16 protein-coding genes and 2 pseudogenes are annotated in these 15,532 nt (G+C 61.9%); 1 reads left to right on the top strand and 17 read right to left on the bottom strand.

Translation table 11 applies throughout. From position 1 onward, the window contains the following. Positions 1–116: 116 nt before the first annotated feature. The 12 genes and pseudogenes from phnE (BSK43_RS08675) to phnG all read right to left on the bottom strand — a co-directional run bounded on the left by phnE (BSK43_RS08675) (position 117) and on the right by phnG (position 10,453). The gene (gene phnE / locus BSK43_RS08675) at positions 117–1,463 is read right to left on the bottom strand and encodes a phosphonate ABC transporter, permease protein PhnE (RefSeq protein WP_077468328.1); all 1,347 of its coding nucleotides are present in this window, start codon (positions 1,461–1,463) and stop codon (positions 117–119) included. 8 nt (positions 1,464–1,471) lie between these two features. Then, complete coding sequence (phnE, locus tag BSK43_RS08670; protein ID WP_077468329.1) at positions 1,472–2,452, bottom strand: phosphonate ABC transporter, permease protein PhnE; 981 nt, start codon at positions 2,450–2,452, stop codon at positions 1,472–1,474. A gap of 64 nt (positions 2,453–2,516) precedes the next feature. Beyond that, complete coding sequence (phnD, locus tag BSK43_RS08665) at positions 2,517–3,425, bottom strand: phosphonate ABC transporter substrate-binding protein (protein WP_077468330.1); 909 nt, start codon at positions 3,423–3,425, stop codon at positions 2,517–2,519. Between the two features lie 89 nt (positions 3,426–3,514). Then, entirely contained in the window at positions 3,515–4,369 is an 855-nt protein-coding gene (phnC, locus tag BSK43_RS08660) for a phosphonate ABC transporter ATP-binding protein (RefSeq protein ID WP_068401037.1), read from the bottom strand. Between the two features lie 223 nt (positions 4,370–4,592). Continuing rightward, positions 4,593–5,147 (bottom strand): pyridoxamine 5'-phosphate oxidase family protein, encoded by a 555-nt coding sequence (locus BSK43_RS08655; protein WP_077468331.1) that lies wholly within the window; start codon positions 5,145–5,147, stop codon positions 4,593–4,595. A gap of 93 nt (positions 5,148–5,240) precedes the next feature. Further along, positions 5,241–5,857, bottom strand: a pseudogene (locus tag BSK43_RS08650) (DapH/DapD/GlmU-related protein). Then, entirely contained in the window at positions 5,854–6,561 is a 708-nt protein-coding gene (phnL, locus tag BSK43_RS08645) for a phosphonate C-P lyase system protein PhnL (protein WP_077468332.1), read from the bottom strand. Before phnL ends, BSK43_RS08650 begins: the two are co-directional and overlap by 4 nt. Before the next feature lie 9 nt (positions 6,562–6,570). After that, positions 6,571–7,347, bottom strand: coding sequence for a phosphonate C-P lyase system protein PhnK (gene phnK / locus BSK43_RS08640; protein WP_077468333.1), 777 nt, complete (start codon positions 7,345–7,347; stop codon positions 6,571–6,573). After that, complete coding sequence (locus BSK43_RS08635; RefSeq protein ID WP_077468334.1) at positions 7,344–8,240, bottom strand: alpha-D-ribose 1-methylphosphonate 5-phosphate C-P-lyase PhnJ; 897 nt, start codon at positions 8,238–8,240, stop codon at positions 7,344–7,346. Before BSK43_RS08635 ends, phnK begins: the two co-directional genes overlap by 4 nt. Beyond that, positions 8,237–9,347, bottom strand: a pseudogene (locus BSK43_RS08630) (carbon-phosphorus lyase complex subunit PhnI). The gene BSK43_RS08635 and the pseudogene BSK43_RS08630 overlap by 4 nt, the downstream one beginning before the upstream one ends. Positions 9,348–9,350: 3 nt before the next feature. Continuing rightward, on the bottom strand, positions 9,351–9,977 hold the full coding sequence (gene phnH / locus BSK43_RS08625) for a phosphonate C-P lyase system protein PhnH (RefSeq protein ID WP_077468335.1): 627 nt from the start codon (positions 9,975–9,977) through the stop codon (positions 9,351–9,353). Further along, positions 9,977–10,453 carry a phosphonate C-P lyase system protein PhnG gene (gene phnG / locus BSK43_RS08620; protein WP_037200348.1) on the bottom strand — a complete coding sequence of 159 codons (477 nt, stop codon included), beginning with the start codon at positions 10,451–10,453 and terminating at the stop codon, positions 9,977–9,979. Before phnG ends, phnH begins: the two co-directional genes overlap by 1 nt. Before the next feature lie 101 nt (positions 10,454–10,554). Here phnG and phnF point away from each other — a divergent pair, with 101 nt between their 5' ends. Continuing rightward, on the top strand, positions 10,555–11,289 hold the full coding sequence (gene phnF / locus BSK43_RS08615; protein WP_077468336.1) for a phosphonate metabolism transcriptional regulator PhnF: 735 nt from the start codon (positions 10,555–10,557) through the stop codon (positions 11,287–11,289). Positions 11,290–11,302: 13 nt separating this feature from the next. Here phnF and BSK43_RS08610 read toward each other — a convergent pair whose 3' ends face one another. The 5 genes from BSK43_RS08610 to BSK43_RS08590 all read right to left on the bottom strand — a co-directional run bounded on the left by BSK43_RS08610 (position 11,303) and on the right by BSK43_RS08590 (position 15,381). Then, positions 11,303–11,599, bottom strand: coding sequence for a type II toxin-antitoxin system mRNA interferase toxin, RelE/StbE family (locus BSK43_RS08610; protein ID WP_077468337.1), 297 nt, complete (start codon positions 11,597–11,599; stop codon positions 11,303–11,305). Next, positions 11,596–11,886, bottom strand: coding sequence for a hypothetical protein (locus BSK43_RS08605; RefSeq protein WP_077468338.1), 291 nt, complete (start codon positions 11,884–11,886; stop codon positions 11,596–11,598). The genes BSK43_RS08610 and BSK43_RS08605 overlap by 4 nt, the downstream gene beginning before the upstream one ends. Positions 11,887–11,989: 103 nt before the next feature. Next, positions 11,990–12,625: a 2,3-bisphosphoglycerate-dependent phosphoglycerate mutase gene (locus BSK43_RS08600; RefSeq protein WP_068401007.1), complete on the bottom strand. Its 636-nt coding sequence runs from the start codon at positions 12,623–12,625 to the stop codon at positions 11,990–11,992. A 122-nt stretch (positions 12,626–12,747) separates the two neighbouring features. Beyond that, positions 12,748–13,572: a 4-hydroxy-tetrahydrodipicolinate reductase gene (dapB, locus tag BSK43_RS08595; RefSeq protein WP_077468339.1), complete on the bottom strand. Its 825-nt coding sequence runs from the start codon at positions 13,570–13,572 to the stop codon at positions 12,748–12,750. A gap of 15 nt (positions 13,573–13,587) precedes the next feature. Continuing rightward, on the bottom strand, positions 13,588–15,381 hold the full coding sequence (locus BSK43_RS08590) for an ABC transporter ATP-binding protein (RefSeq protein WP_077468340.1): 1,794 nt from the start codon (positions 15,379–15,381) through the stop codon (positions 13,588–13,590). Positions 15,382–15,532: the final 151 nt, after the last annotated feature.

Below are 15,532 nucleotides of genomic sequence, written 5' to 3'. Positions count from 1 at the left end.
GGCAGCCTCGGACCGAATCCGGCTAAATCCGGTTCGGCCGATACGATCTTGCCGGGCCTGCGCTACCGGATTCCCGTGACAAAATGATGATCTCTGGAGATTTTTCTCGCTGTTTTTTATTTAACCCGCGTGCCCATCAGGCGAGAGCGCAAAGCATTGGATGCGGCGTCGAACAGGAAGACGACGAGCAGGATCAGCAGCACCATGTAGGCGACGTTTTCCCAATTGGCGTTGGTGCGCATTGCTTCCCAAAGTTTCAGGCCGATACCGCCTGCGCCGACGGCGCCTATGATGGTCGCGCCGCGCACGTTGGATTCCCACTGGTAGAGCGTCTGGCTGACGATGACCGGCACGATCTGCGGCATGATGCCGTAGCGATGTACGAGGATCGTCGACGAGCCGGTGGATTTCACGCCTTCGCGCGGCTTGTTGTCGATGTTCTCAAGGCCTTCGGAATAGAGCTTGCCGAGCGTGCCGGTTTCGGTGAGGAAGATCGCGCCGCTGCCGGCAAGCGGGCCGGGGCCGAAGGCGCGGGTCAGGAACAACGCCCAGATCAACATGTCGACCGAGCGCAGGAAGTCGAAGGAACGCTTCAGGACCTGATTGAGCAGCCGATTGGGCGTGATGTTGCGGGCCGCGAGGAAAGCGAGCGGGAAGGCCGCAAGCGAGCCGAGGAGCGTGCCGAGGAACGCCATGACGATGGTCTGGAACAGCTTGGTCCAGACATCGCCATGCTGCCACGCGCCATTGTTCCAGACGTTGTCGAAGGCCAGCGACAGATTGGATTGCGCGGGATCGAGCCTCGGCCCGGAAACGATCAGGCCGATGACCTCGCCCGCCGGCTTGTCGAAGAAGGGCGAATGCGTGTCGAAGACGAAATTGGCCCAGCCGATGAACCGCTTGCGGATTTTCACGCGATCAGAGGAAATGCTGGCGTCGCCGGCAAAGCCGAGATTGACCAGGATATTGTCGTCATAGACCGTCATCCAGCTGGGAACAGGCTCAGAGCCGACAAGCTTCGGTGTATCGCCGGTAATGTCGATCGGGATAGTGATGCCATGCGCCGTGACGATCGCCTGCGTCTTCGTCACCGTCACCATGCGGCTCGTACCGCTGACGGAGACCGTCATGCTGCCATCGGAGTTGGTCTTTACCCAGTCCGGGTTCGGATTGTCGCCCAGCGGCGAGAAGCGCGGATATTTGATGCTGATCTTGTCGCCGGAGATGCGAAATTCCGGCTGAACATCGTAGCTCACCCACTCGCTGAGATAGATGCCGACGCGCTCCCAATGCGCCTCGGCGATGACTTTCGGCAGATCGAAGAACCAGACGGCATAGAAGCCATAAAGGATGACGCCGATGAACATCATCAGCGCGCCGAAGCGCTGGCGGAACGACCGGTGAAGGATCTCCGGGTAGCGCGCTTCGATTTTCTGCATACGGCCGGCGTCGATGACGGACATGGTCAACCTCAATGCTGCAAAAGAAAGGCATGCTCGCCGACGAGGCGGCGGCGGAGCCATGCGGAAAACTGGTCGACGGCAATGATGGTCACGAAGAGCAACAGCACGAGTGCTACCGTCTTGGCGCCGAAGCCGCGCGAAATCGAGAGCTTCAGCTCCTCGCCGATGCCGCCGCCGCCGACGGCGCCGATGATGGTGGAGGCGCGAACGTTGATCTCAAGGCGCAGCAGCGCATAGGACATGAAGTTCGGCAGGACCTGCGGCAGGGCTGCGAAGCGGACACGCTCGGTCCAGCTCGCGCCGACGGCGCGCATGCCCTCGTCGGGCTTCATGTCGATATTCTCGACGACTTCGTAGAACAGCTTGCCGAGCGCGCCGATCGTGTGCAGGCCGACGGCGATGATGGCGGCGATCGGGCCGATGGACAGGATCGCCGAAAACAGCCCGGCGATAACGATTTCCGGGAAGGCGCGCAGGAATTCCATGATGCGCTTCGTCACCAAGCGGACGGGATGGGACGGTGACATGTTGCGGGCGGCATAGAAGCTCATCGGCACCGCGAAGACGAAGCCGATGATGGTCGAGACCAGCGCCACATTGATGGTGATGATCATCAGCTCGAAATATTCAGGGATGTAGAAATCGCCCCAGACATAGACGCGGCCGAGCGGAAAGTTGAATTCCTCGCCGCCGGCGCCGTTCGCCCCGTTCGGGCTCGGCAGGTCGAAGAGCGCGCGATAGACGTCGCTCCAGTCCTTGGGGATAAGCCAGCTCAGGAAATCGAAGAGATGCGGCAGACGTTCGAAGAAATGGCCGGCATTGCTTTCGTCGGCAAAGCGCACGGAACTGACGAAGGCGACAAGCAGGATCACGAGGCCGATGCCGGTGTAGAGGCGCCGCTTGGCCACCATCTTGCTCCAGGCGTCGCCGATCTCCTTGGCGCTCTGCGGCGCGCTTTGCATGTTCGGGTGCGTATCGGCGATCGTCATGAATTCTGCCCTTGTGATAGCAAAAGGGCGGCCGTTGCCGGCCGCCCCGTCATTGGAATGCGGATCAACCGCCGATGGCAGCCTTACGAACGTCGATAACAGCGTTGTAGAAGTCCGGGGTCACCTTGACGTAGCCCTTGAAATCGCCGCCTTCGACAGCGTTGAAGCACTTGGCGTCAGCTGTCGGGAGCTTCATGAAGAAGTCCGAAAGCTTTGCCTGCCATTCGGTGCCGAGAGCGTTGCGAACAACGAGCGGGCCGTTCGGGATGAGTGGCGAACGCCAGACTTCGACGAGCTTGTTCGGGTCGACTGCGCCCTTGTCGACTTCCTTGCGGAAGGTACCGGAGGTGAAGCCGTCCTTGAAATCGCCAACGCCCGAGGAATCGTCGACAGCAACGTCGACCTTGCCGTCATAAGCGGCGAGCAGGTTGTTCTCGTGGCCGCCGTTGAACTGGGTCGAGGCGAAGAACTTGTCGTTCGGAACGCCGGTGGTCTTCGGGATCTGCGTCAGCGGAACGAGGTAGCCCGAGGTGGAGTCCGGATCGGCATAGCCGAGCTTCTTGCCCTTGGCGTCCATGATGGTCTTGATGCCCGAGGACTTCAGAGCGAGGCCGATCGAGTAGTAGCCGGTCGAGCCGTCGGTCTGCTGGGTCGTCAGGATCGGGGTAACGGCCTTCGGGTCCTTGATGGCAACGGCTGCATAGCCGGAAGCACCGAGTTCTGCGAAGTCGAGCGTGCCGCCGAGCAGGCCCTGGATAACGCCGTCATAATCGGCGGCCGGGAACAGCGATACCTTCTCGAAACCGAATTCCTTCTTCAGGTGGTCGGCAAGGCAGGCATAGTTGCGCAGGCGGTCGGCTTCGTTTTCGCCGCCGAGAATGCCGACGCGGAATTCCTTGAGGTCTGCGGCGTTTGCAGCGCCGCCAGCGAGCGCGAGAAGCGCCGTGGCTGCGAGAAGAGTCTTCTTCAACATTGGGTTCGTCTCCTGATTAACCGGTGTCCCCGGATGCCTTCGGTCTAGAAGAATGTGCCCTTGACGCGGGCTGTCGATCCCGGTCCCTCTCAGAGACCGGCCAGTGCCAGCGGTTGCGGGCCGGCAGATTCGATGGCCGCTGCCTGCGCGGCCGGATCGGCTAAATTGATTGATGTAGACGTCATGGTTTCGTCGATCCCGGCACCATCCTTGTCGGTGCCGTAGATTTCCTTGACGGCCGCAGCCGTCAGTTCGGATGCCTTGCCGTCGAAGACGACTTTGCCGGCTGCCATCCCGATGATGCGTTCGCAATAGTTGCGGGCCGTATCCAGCGTATGCAGGTTGGTGATGACGGTGATGCCCTCGCGCTCGTTGATGTCGCGCAGCGCGTCCATGACGATCTTGGCATTGAGCGGATCGAGCGAGGCGATCGGCTCGTCGGCGAGCATCATCTTCGGTTGCTGCATCAGGGCGCGGCAGATGGCGACGCGCTGCTGCTGGCCGCCGGAAAGCGTGCCGGCCATTTGCAGTGCCGTCTGCTCGATGCCGAGGCGTTCCAGCGCGGCGATGGCTTCGATGCGCTCTTCGCGGGTGAAGACGGACAGAAGGCTCATGATGGTCGAGCGCTGGTTGAGGCGGCCGAGCATGACGTTGGTCAGCACGTCGAGGCGCGGCACCAGGTTGAACTGCTGGAAGATCATGGCGCAGTCGCGCTGCCAACTGCGCAGCGCGCGACCTCTGAGCTTCGAGACTTCGACGCCGGAGAAATGGATGGAGCCGGAGCTCGGATCGGCCAGGCGGTTGATCATGCGCAGCAGGGTCGACTTGCCGGCACCGGAGCGGCCGATAACGCCGACCATCTGTCCCTGCGGTATGTCCAAAGTCACGGAATCGACAGCGAGCTTGTTGCCAAACCGGCGCGAGACGTTCCTGAGTTCGAACATAGTGCTTCCCTTTCGCGGCTGCCGGGCTGCAAAAATTTCAGCGGTACCGGTGCTAAGAATGGGCGCATGACCCTGCCTCGAAAGGAGTTTCGAGGGGGTTCGCGCCAACCACAAGGCAACCGATTAGTCCCGCTTCATGAAGCTCCAATGTCAGTTTTATGTAAGTGCTGTTACAATTCTCGCCGATTTTGCAATATTAGCCGGCTGAGAGCTTTGCTTGTCTTTAGCCGTCAAATAAGCCCGTCGGCAAACCATCCATACTGAGGACATTCTTCTCGCGCCGGTATTCCTCAATACCATCCGGACCTTTGGCTTTGGCCCATTGATCGAGGCTCGGTCTTTCGCCCTCATAGGAAAACAGTGGCACGCCGAAACCGCATGATGTCTGCACGAGATCGATGTCCAGCCACACGATCTGCCGAGCGCCGAGCGGCTCGTCTCCGGCATAATGTGCGTGCAGCAATTCGCGGTATTCGGGAAGTGGTCGATGGATAATCCTGCCGCGACCATAGAGGCGCAGGATCATCGGCGGCCCCTGCATCGCGCAGAACATGATGGTCAGCCGGCCATCGGCCTTCATATGGGCGGAGGTTTCGTTGCCGCTGCCGGTGCGGTCGAGATAGATGGCCGTGTTCGGCGAGATGATGCGCAGGCATAGCGTCTCGCGTGGCGAGACATTGACCCGCGAATTGGCGGCTGCGGATGCCGTGAAGAAGATGTGTTGCCGCGCGATGAAATCGCGCAGCCGGTCGTCGATGCTGGAAAACTGCTTTGCCATGAAGAGGCCTCCCCTAAACTCGGGCTCGACAGATAGCCTGAGGCTGTGACGCCTGCCGGCCCCGTGCAAGCCCGGTCAGGGCGAAAACCGTCCTTAGGCGTCGTAACGATCCAGAAAATCCTCGGCCGAAAGGGCGCGGAAGTCGGCCAGCGCCGTGCGCAGGCGATCATGATCCCAATCCCACCAAGACAGCTTGTCCATGCGTGCGCCGACCTCGGGAGTGAAACGCTCGCGGATCAGCTTGGCCGGAACGCCGCCGACGATCGCATAGGGAGCGACATCCTTGGAGACGACTGCACCCGCGCCGATGACGCCCCGTTGCCGACCGTGACACCCGGAAGCACGGTCGCCCCGTGGCCGATCCAGACGTCATGGCCGATGACGACCCGGTTCTCGCGACGCCAGGTGAAGAAGTCGGTCTCCATATCGGCGTCCGGCCAGTAGTCGGCGGCGCGATAGGTGAAATGGTGAAGCGTCGCGCGCCATGTTGGATGGTTGGTGGCGTTGATGCGAACGGCAGCGGCGATGTTGACGAACTTGCCGATGGTCGCACACCAGACCGCGCCGTCCTGCATGATGTAGGAATAATCGCCGATCTCGGTTTCGTCGATGCGGCAGCGGTCGGACACCTCGGTGTAGCGGCCGAGCGTCGAATTGTTGACGCTGGCCGTCGGGCTGATGAAGGGCGTCTCGCCCAGCTTGCGGCTCATGCGGCTGCCTTTCTCGGCGAGAATTGCGAGACGTCGAGAATGCGGCTGCCAACGGCTTCGCGCACTTCTTCGTCATGGAAGATGCCGAGAAGGGCAACGCCCGCCTGCTTTTTCTGCTCGATCATGTCGACGACGACGGCGCGGTTGCGGGCGTCGAGCGAGGCTGTCGGCTCGTCGAGGAGCAGGATGGCGTGGTCGGTGATGAAGCCGCGCGCGATGTTGACGCGCTGCTGCTCGCCGCCGGAGAAAGTGGCAGGCGGCAGTTGCCAAAGCTCCTGCGGAAGATTCAGCTGCGCAAGCAGGCCGGCTGCCTTTTCGCGGGCATCGGCTGCCGCCACGCCGCGAGCCAACAGCGGCTCGGCGACGACATCTATGGCGGCGACGCGCGGCACGGTGCGCAGGAACTGGCTGACATAGCCCATGGTCTGCCGGCGCACTTCAAGCACCGTGCGCGGATCGGCGGTGGCGAGATCGACGATCTTGCCCTTGTGCGTGACGAGGATCTGGCCGTTGTCGACGGCGTAATTGCCATAGATCATCTTCAGCAGCGAGCTCTTGCCGATGCCCGACGGGCCGCCGAGCACGACGCATTCGCCGGATGCGACCGAGAAGGAGACATCGGCGACGACGGGCAGACGCAGGCCATCACGCAGATGCATGGTGAAGCTTTTGAAGACTTCGGAAACGACGAGTGGGGTTGCCATGATATTTCCTCAGACCTGCAGGATCGAAGAGACGAGCAGTTGCGTATAGGGTTCGCGCGGATCGTCGAGCACGCGGTCGGTCAGACCATGCTCGATGACGTATCCGTCCTTCATCACCATCATGCGGTGCGACAGAAGCCGGGCGACGGCGAGGTCGTGCGTAACGATGATCGCCGACAGGCCGAGATCGTTGACGAGGCCGCGAACGAGGTCGAGCAGGCGGGCCTGCACCGAAACGTCAAGGCCGCCGGTCGGCTCGTCCATGAACACCAGGCGCGGGCCGGTCACCAGATTGCGGGCGATCTGCAGGCGCTGGCGCATGCCGCCGGAGAAGGCGCGCGGCTGGTCGTCGATGCGGTCGGCGTCGATTTCCACCCGTTCCAGCCAGTCGATGGCGGTATTGCGGATGTTGCCGTAGTGGCGATTGCCGATGGCCATCAGCCGCTCGCCGACATTGGCGCCGGCAGACACCGTCATGCGCAGGCCGTCGGCCGGGTTCTGATGCACGAAGCCCCAGTCGGTACGCATCAGGAAGCGCCGTTCGGCCTCGCTCATGCGGAACAGGTCACGATAGGTCTCGTCGCGCATATGATATTCGACGCTACCCGTCGTCGGCAGCAGCCGCGTCGAGATGCAGTTGAGCAGCGTCGTCTTGCCTGAGCCGGATTCACCGACGATTGCGAGGACTTCGCCCGGCCAAAGCTCGAAGGACACGTCACGGCAGCCGATGCGGCTGCCGTAGAATTTCGAGATGTCCTTGACTTTCAGAAGCGGTGTATCGGTCATTCGGCAGCCTCCTTGCTACCAGGCAATCCATCGGCTGCGAGCATCGACCCAGCATGGCCATGGGCGCGGCGGTCCTCGCAGAAATCGGTGTCGGAGCAGACGAACATGCGGCCACCCTTGTCGTCGAGGATCACCTCGTCGAGATAGACCTGCTCGGCGCCGCAAAGGGCGCAGGGCTTGTCGAAGCGCTGCACCTCGAACGGATGATCGTCGAAATCGAGGCTCACGACTTCGGTGTATGGCGGCACGGCATAGATGCGCTTTTCACGACCGGCGCCGAACAGCTGCAGCGCATCCGACAGATGCATTTTCGGATTGTCGAACTTCGGCGTCGGCGACGGGTCCATCACGTAGCGGTCGGCAACCTTGACCGGATAGGCATAGGTGGTAGCGATGCGGCCGTTGCGGGCGATATCCTCGTAGAGCTTCACGTGCATGAGGCCGTATTCCTCGAGCGCATGCATCTTGCGGGTCTCGGTCTCGCGCGGCTCGAGGAAACGCAGCGGCTCGGGGATCGGCACCTGATAGACGAGCACCTGGTTCGGGCCGAGCTTGGCTTCCGGAATGCGGTGACGTGTCTGAATGATTGTCGCCTCGTCGGTGCGCGTGGTGACGGCGACGTTGGCAACCTTCTGGAAGAAGGCGCGGATGGAGACGGCATTGGTCGTGTCGTCAGCCCCCTGGTCGATGACCTTCAGCACATCGTGCGGCCCGATGATGGCCGCCGTCAGCTGCACGCCGCCAGTGCCCCAGCCGTAAGGCATCGGCATTTCGCGCGAGGCGAAGGGAACCTGATAGCCGGGAATGGCGATCGCCTTCAGGATGGCGCGACGGATCATCCGCTTGGTCTGTTCGTCGAGATAGGCGAAATTGTAGGTGGCCAGTTCGGTCATTCGGCTGCCTCCGTCATGGGGTCCATGCCGCTTTCGCGAGCGGCCTCGAAATCGCGGCGCATGCGCCGCACCAGGTCGAGTTCGGCCTGGAAGTCGACATAGTGCGGCAGCTTCAGATGCTCGACGAAGCCGGTCGCCTGCACGTTGTCGGAATGCGAGATGACGAATTCCTCGTCCTGTGCCGGCGCCGTAATGTCCTCGCCGAGTTCTTCGGCCCGCAGTGCCCGGTCGACCAGCGACATGGCCATGGCCTTGCGCTCGCTCTGGCCGAAAACCAGCCCGTAGCCGCGGGTAAATTGCGGCGGTGCCTTGGCCGAGCCGGCGAACTGGTTGACCATCTGGCATTCGGTCACCTGGATGCGGCCGAGCGAGACGGCAAAACCGAGTTCCGGCACGTCGAATTCCACTTCGACTTCGCCGATGCGGATTTCGCCGGTGAACGGATGGTTGCGGCCATAGCCGCGCTGGGTCGAATAGCCGAGCGCCAGCAAGAAGCCTTCGTCGCCGCGGGCAAGTGCCTGCAGGCGAAGGTCGCGGGTCATCGGGAATTCCATCGGCTCGCGCGTCAGGTCGCCGATCTCGTGGTCGAGGGGCATATTGCCGTCGCCCTCGATCAGGCCTTCCTGGCTTAGGATTTCCGAGACGCGCATGACGCGGCCCTGTTCGGCCGGCCGCTGCATCGGCTCGTCCACCTGCTCGTCCGTGAGCAGACTGGGATCGAGCAGGCGGTGCGTATAGTCGAAAGTCGGGCCGAGAAGCTGGCCGCCCGGCAGGTCCTTGTAGGTGGCGGAGATGCGGCGTTCGATCTTCATGGCTGCCGTGTCCAGCGGCTGTGAATAGCCGAAGCGCGGCAGCGTCGTGCGGTAGGCTCTGAGCAGAAAGATCGCTTCGATCATGTCGCCGCGGGCCTGGCGAACGGCAAGTGCCGCCAGCGCGCGGTCAAAAAGCGAGGCTTCGGCCATGACGCGATCGACCGCCAGCGCAAGCTGCGCGACGATCCTGGTCGATGCCGACAGCCGGCAGCGAGCGGTCGCCGCGGCGACGGTCGGCCAGCAGCCGGTGAGCATTGGCAATGGCGGCTTCGCCACCCTTAACGGCAACATACATATGTCACAACTCCGTCGCGGTGATCTTGGTGGTGCGCGGCAGGCAAAGGAATTGCCGGCCGGCGGTCAGGATGAGATCGACGCCGCGCGGGAAGAGCGCGCGATTGTCGTTCCAGATGCGCAGGAATGCATCAGGCAGTCCGATCGGGGCGATCATGCTGACGCCGTTGATGCCGGGACCGGAAAGCGCCAGTTCCTTGCCGCCTTCGAGACTTTGGATCTCCAGGACGAGCGTCGTCGAGCGATCGGGATATTCCTGGGTGCCGATGCCGAACTGGTTGAAGGAGGAAAGCGCCATGCCTGCCTCGATGAAGGCGAACATCGCTTCCAGTCGTTCCTGGATGATGGGGGCGCCGGTGTGAAAGCTCAGCCATTCCGGCAGGCTCGACCGTCCAAGGCTGGTGGAAAGCCAGACCGGCGTATCATGGTCGCAAAGGGTGAGCCCGATCGCGCCCGCAGCAATGCCGAGGGGCGCGGGCGGGGCGATGTCGGCGGTAACCGTCTGCAGGATGCCCGGGCGCGCCATCGCGTCCATCATCATCTTGAAGACGCTTTGGGCGTCGAACACCGGATCGGTAAAGCCGCCGATCAATGCATCATTGCCGAAGGTGGAGGGGGTGGTGATGCTCATCAGTCTTCTCCGCGAACCATGGTGAAGAAATCGACGCGGGTGGCGGCCGTTTCTTCGGCGCGTTTGCGATCATAGTCTGCGATGCGTTCGGTGACCGGCTGCAGGATCGCCTTCTCGACGAACTCCTTGGTGGCCGATTGCTGCCAGAGGGCATCGAAGATGGCCGAAAGCCGTGCCTTCTCGCGATCCGTTCCGAGCGCATGCGCGTGGCCGATCGTGCCGGACGCCAGTCGGATGGTGGCGCGCGTCACCGTGACCTCGCCGAGGTTGAAGGGAGAGCCGCCGCCGCCGATGCGACCGCGCACCATGACAAGCCCGGTTTCCGGGCCGCGCACCGGCTGCACCGCCGGCTTGCTCGGCAACGCTTCCCAGGCCGCATCGAGCTCGTCGCGCTGGGCCTGCGCCAAGAGATCGGCAACGCGCTTGCGCTCCCGGCGCTCCTGCGCGGCCGCTTCCTGCCTCTGTGCTGAATTCATCGCATCTTCCTTTAAATGTCTATTGATATAGACAACCATACAAGATAGGATTATATCTATTAGTGAGTCGTGACAAGCGTGTGACAGGGCGAGTGGGCGAAATGGCAGGGCAGAAAATACAGCGGCAGACAGGCGTGGCGCTCTGGCGGCAGATCGCCGACCGGATTCGCACCTCGATCAACCACGGCGACTTCGACGAAAACGGCATGGTGCCGCCGGAAACGACGCTGGCGCTGCAGTTCGGCGTCAATCGGCACACCATCCGAAGCGCGCTCGCAGCACTTGCGCAGGAGGGTATCGTCAGGGCCGTGCAGGGGCGGGGGACGCTGATCGAACGCAAGGAACGGCTGAGCTTCCCGATTTCTAAGCGGACGCGGTTTTCGCAAGGCATCGGCGACCAGGTGCGCGAGACCCGCAGCGTTCTGCTCGGCGACGGCGAAGAGGCGGCAAGCGCGGAATTGGCCCGGCACCTCAGGATCAAGACCGGTGCGCCGCTCGTGCGGCTGGAAACGCTCGGCCAGGCCGATCATCGCCCGGTATCGCGCGCCACCAGCTGGTTTCCGGCCGACCGCTTCGGCGGGATCGCCGAGACCTATCGGGCGACCGGGTCGATCACCAAGGCTTTTCGCGAGTTCGGCGTGCCTGACTACGTGCGAATGGTGACCGAAATTACCGCAACGCATGCCGACGAGAACGATCTCGCCGATCTCCAGCTATCGCCAGGGGCCATCGTGCTGATCACCCAGGCACTGAACACCGATCTCGACAATGTGCCGGTGCAATATTCGATCTCCCGCTTCGCCGCCGACAGGGTACGCTTCACGATCGAGAATTGAGATTGAATTCAGGCTAGGAAAGCGGCTGAACGTCGTTCGGCGGCCATTGCTGTGCGGCATGAAGAATGCGGATTATTCGCACTGTCTCATCCGCAAGATCGTAAACCAGCAGATAGTTTCTATGCACGACGAGTTCTCGGGTCCCGGATACGCGGCCGGGTCGGCCCGTCATCGGATGTGTAATAAGCTGCGTTGACCGTTTGGCAAAGAGTTCATCAAGCGCGATTGCCGCTGAGGCATTCTCCGCCTCGATATAGCTAAAGATTGCGCGTCGGTCGGCTCTTGCTTCGGGCGTCCAAGCAAGTTTCACGAAGATTTGCCGCTGAGCTTGCGGCGTGTTTCTTCTCGCAAGGCAGCGAATTCGGCTTCGACGTCATCGGCGGGGATGAGATTGCCTGCATTGGCGGAAACGAGACCAGCCTGAACCTGCTGGCGAAACCATGCGTCATAGTCAGCTGCATCTTGCTGCCGTTTCACATAGTCGCGCATGAAGCCTCGAAGCAATTGCGCTCCGGTTTGATCATGTGCTTTTGCAGCCTCGCTGAAGGCGGACTTCAAGTCTTCTTCAACCCGAAACGTAAATGTAGCGTCCGTCATATCAAGCCTATGTGTTACATATGCAGTGCAGTGTAACACATTTCGCTGCATTTTCCACCCCTCAACCATTCAGCGTGTGAGGGGTGGCGCTTCTTTCAGGAACTCAATGAGCGCCCGACATGTCGCCGAGGACTTCCTTCGAGGCGACGGTGGAGTCGGCCTTGAGCTTGTAGACCATCGGTACGCCGGTCGCGAGGTTGAGCTCAAGGATCTGTGCCTTGCTCAGGCGATCGAGAACCATCACGAGTGAACGCAGCGAGTTGCCGTGGGCGGCTACCAGCACGTTCTGGCCGGCGAGCACGCGCGGCAGGATTTCCGTCAGGTAATAGGGCCATACACGGGCGCCGGTGTCACGCAGGCTTTCGCCGCCGGGCGGGGGCACGTCGTAGGAACGGCGCCAGATGTGAACCTGTTCCTCGCCCCACTTGGCGCGGGCGTCGTCCTTGTTGAGGCCGGAGAGATCGCCGTAATCGCGCTCGTTCAGCGCCTGGTCCTTGATGGTCTCGAGTCCGGCCTGGCCGATTTCATCGAGGATGATCTTCAGCGTGTGCTGGGCGCGGGTCAGATCCGAGGTGAAGGCGACGTCGTACTTGATGCCGTAATCGGCCAGCGCCTTGCCGCCCGTCTTAGCTTCCTCGATGCCGAGCGCGGTCAGATCGGGGTCTTTCCAGCCGGTAAAGAGATTCTTCAAATTCCAGTCGCTCTGGCCATGGCGAACGAGGACGAGAGTACCGCTCATAAAATTTCTCCTTAATGAAGCAATTCCAGGAAAAGTCTGTAGCGGTTTTCCGTCCGGAATTGCGAGACAATAAAAGGCTGGAGCGATCGGCAGTTCCGTGCCGATCCGCTCCAGGGGTCAGGTCAACGTGTGGAAAGCCCGAGGACATCGAGCATGGAATAGAAGCCGGGTTTCTTGTCGCGCGCCCAGAGAGCGGCTTGCAGCGCGCCGCGCGCAAACAGTGAACGGTCGCCGGCACTGTGCGACAGCGTCAGGCGCTCGCCTTCACCGGCGAAGATGACGGAATGATCGCCGACCACGCTGCCGCCGCGCAAGGTCGCAAAGCCGATGGTGCCAGCGGGCCGCGGGCCGGTGTGGCCATCGCGCACGCGCACGGAATGGTCGTCGAGATCGATACCGCGGCCCTTGGCTGCGGCCTGGCCGAGCAGAAGTGCGGTGCCCGAGGGCGCATCGACCTTGTGCCGGTGATGCATCTCCAGCACTTCGATATCCCAGTCTGCCGAGGGAAGGGCGCGTGCCGCCTGCTCGATCAGCACGCTCAAAAGGTTGATGCCGAGGCCCATATTGCCCGATTTGACGATGCGGGCATGGCGTGCGGCCGCCTGAAACTTCGCTTCGTCCTCGGCCGAGCAGCCCGTCGTGCCGATGATGTGGACGATGCGGGCCTGAGCGGCAAGCCCGGCAAAGGTCACACTGGTTACCGGCGTCGTGAAATCGATGACGCCTTCGGCATGCAGGAAGGCGGAAAGCGGATCGTCGGTCATGGGGACGCCGATCGGCCCCAGCCCGGCGATCTCGCCGGCGTCCTTGCCGATGAAGGCGGAGCCGGGGCGGGCGACGGCGGCGTGCAGCGTCAGGCCATCGGTGGCATGGATGAGGCGGATCAGAGCCTGTCCCATGCGGCCCGCCGCGCCAACCACCACCAGCTTCATCGCATTGTCGCTCATGTCGTCTCTATCGTCTTATTTGCGGGAGTTGCTGGAAACGGCCGGCCGCTGAAGGTTGTTGAGGCGAGCGTAAAGACCATTATCGGCCTCTGCAAGCGTCTCGTGGTTGCCCTCTTCGACCACGCGTCCGTTCTGCATGACGATGATCTTCTCGGCCCGGACCACCGTCGACAGGCGGTGGGCGATAACGACGACCGTGCGGCCGCTCATGGCTTCGTCCAGCGCCTTCTGCACGGCCGCTTCCGATTCCGTATCGAGCGCTGAGGTCGCTTCGTCGAGCAGGAGGATCGGCGCATTGCGCACCAGCGCGCGGGCGATCGACAGACGCTGCCGCTGGCCACCGGAGAGCGTCACGCCATTTTCGCCGACCGGCGTGTCGTAACCCTGCGGCTGCGCCATGATGAAATCATGGGCGTAGGCGTGCCGGGCTGCCGCTTCGATCTCCGCGTCGGTCGCCTCGGGGCGGCCATAGCGGATATTGTCGCGGATCGAGCCTTCGAAAAGATAGGGCTGCTGCGAGACATAGGCGAGATGCTGGCGCAGCGACTGCTTGGTGATGTGGCTGATATCCTGCCCATCAATGAGGATGCTGCCGGCCTTCGGGTCGTAGAAGCGGGGGATGAGATTGATGACCGTGGACTTACCGGCGCCGGAAGGGCCGACGAGCGCCGTCGTCTTTCCGCCTTCCGCCACGAAGCTGACATCGTCCAGTACGGTGTCGTCGCCATAGGCAAAATGGACACCGCGGAATTCGATGCGGGCTTCAGTGACGACGAGCGGCTTCGCATCCGGCAGGTCGCGCTGGCGCGGTTCCATGTCGAGCAGTTCGTAGATCATCCGCGCGTTGACGACAGCGCGTTCCAGCTGCACCTGCAGCTTGGCGAGACGGCGGGCCGGATCATAGGCGAGCAACAGCGACGTGGCGAAGGAGAAGAACACGCCGGGCGACACGTTGTCGTAAATCGATCGGTAGGCTGCATAGGCAAAAAGGCTGGCAATCACGAGGCCGGCGACGCTTTCCATCAGCGGTCCGTTGCGCTCCGAGAGGCGGGCGATGCGGTTCTGCCGGTGTTCGGCTGCCGTGATGAGCTTGTTGATCTTGCGCTCCAGCTCGTTTTCCATCGTGAATGCTTTCACGATGGAAATGCCCTGGATGGTCTCCTGCATCGCGCCGAGCACGTGGCTGTTGAGAACAACAGCTTCGCGTGTCGCGGCGCGCAGGCGCTTGGAAATATAGCGAAGTGCAAGGAAGAGCGGTGGCGCGATGACCAGGAATACGATGCTCAGCACCGGGTCCTGGAAGATCATCACGCCGAGCAGGGACACGAAGGTCAGGAGGTCGCGCGCCGTCGAGGTGATCGTCAGGTTCATGACGTCGCGAATGCCGGAGACGTTCTGGCTGACCTGGGCTGCAAGCTGCGCCGAGCGGGCCTCGTTGAAGAAGCCGACCGACAGGGACATCAGGTGATTGTAGAGCCGTCGTTGATAGCGGGCGATGATGTTGTTGCCGATTTTGCTCAGAATGACCGATTGAAAATATCCGGCGAAACCGCGCGCCACGAAAACAACGAAGATGCTTCCGCAAATCAGCCAGGCATCGATGAGATCGCGATCGACAAAGGCCTTATCGATGACCCATTTCATGATGTAGGCGATATAGGCCGTCGAGGCCGCCACGAGGATCAGGCAGGCGATGGCGACGGTATAGCCCCAGATATGATCACGGCCATTTTCAGCAATGATGCGCTTCAGCATGCCGGAGATGGCTTCGCTGTCGACGTTTGTTTTTTTGGTATCGGGCGATTTCAAAAATCGGCTTCCTGTCTCAAACCAAGCGAGCCGAATGTGGCATATGCTTTCGCGGCTCTATAAAGAGTTAGGACGGCTTTGGCTAGGGACGGCCGCCACACTGGTTAAGGCCGGCCCTGAAGCCGACCCCATTATAGAGGAAGGCCGCTGC

The sequence above is a fragment of the Rhizobium sp. P44RR-XXIV genome (assembly GCF_001999485.2).
Classification (GTDB): Bacteria; Pseudomonadota; Alphaproteobacteria; order Rhizobiales; family Rhizobiaceae; genus Rhizobium.
This window is presented reverse-complemented; position numbering and strand designations above follow the sequence as displayed.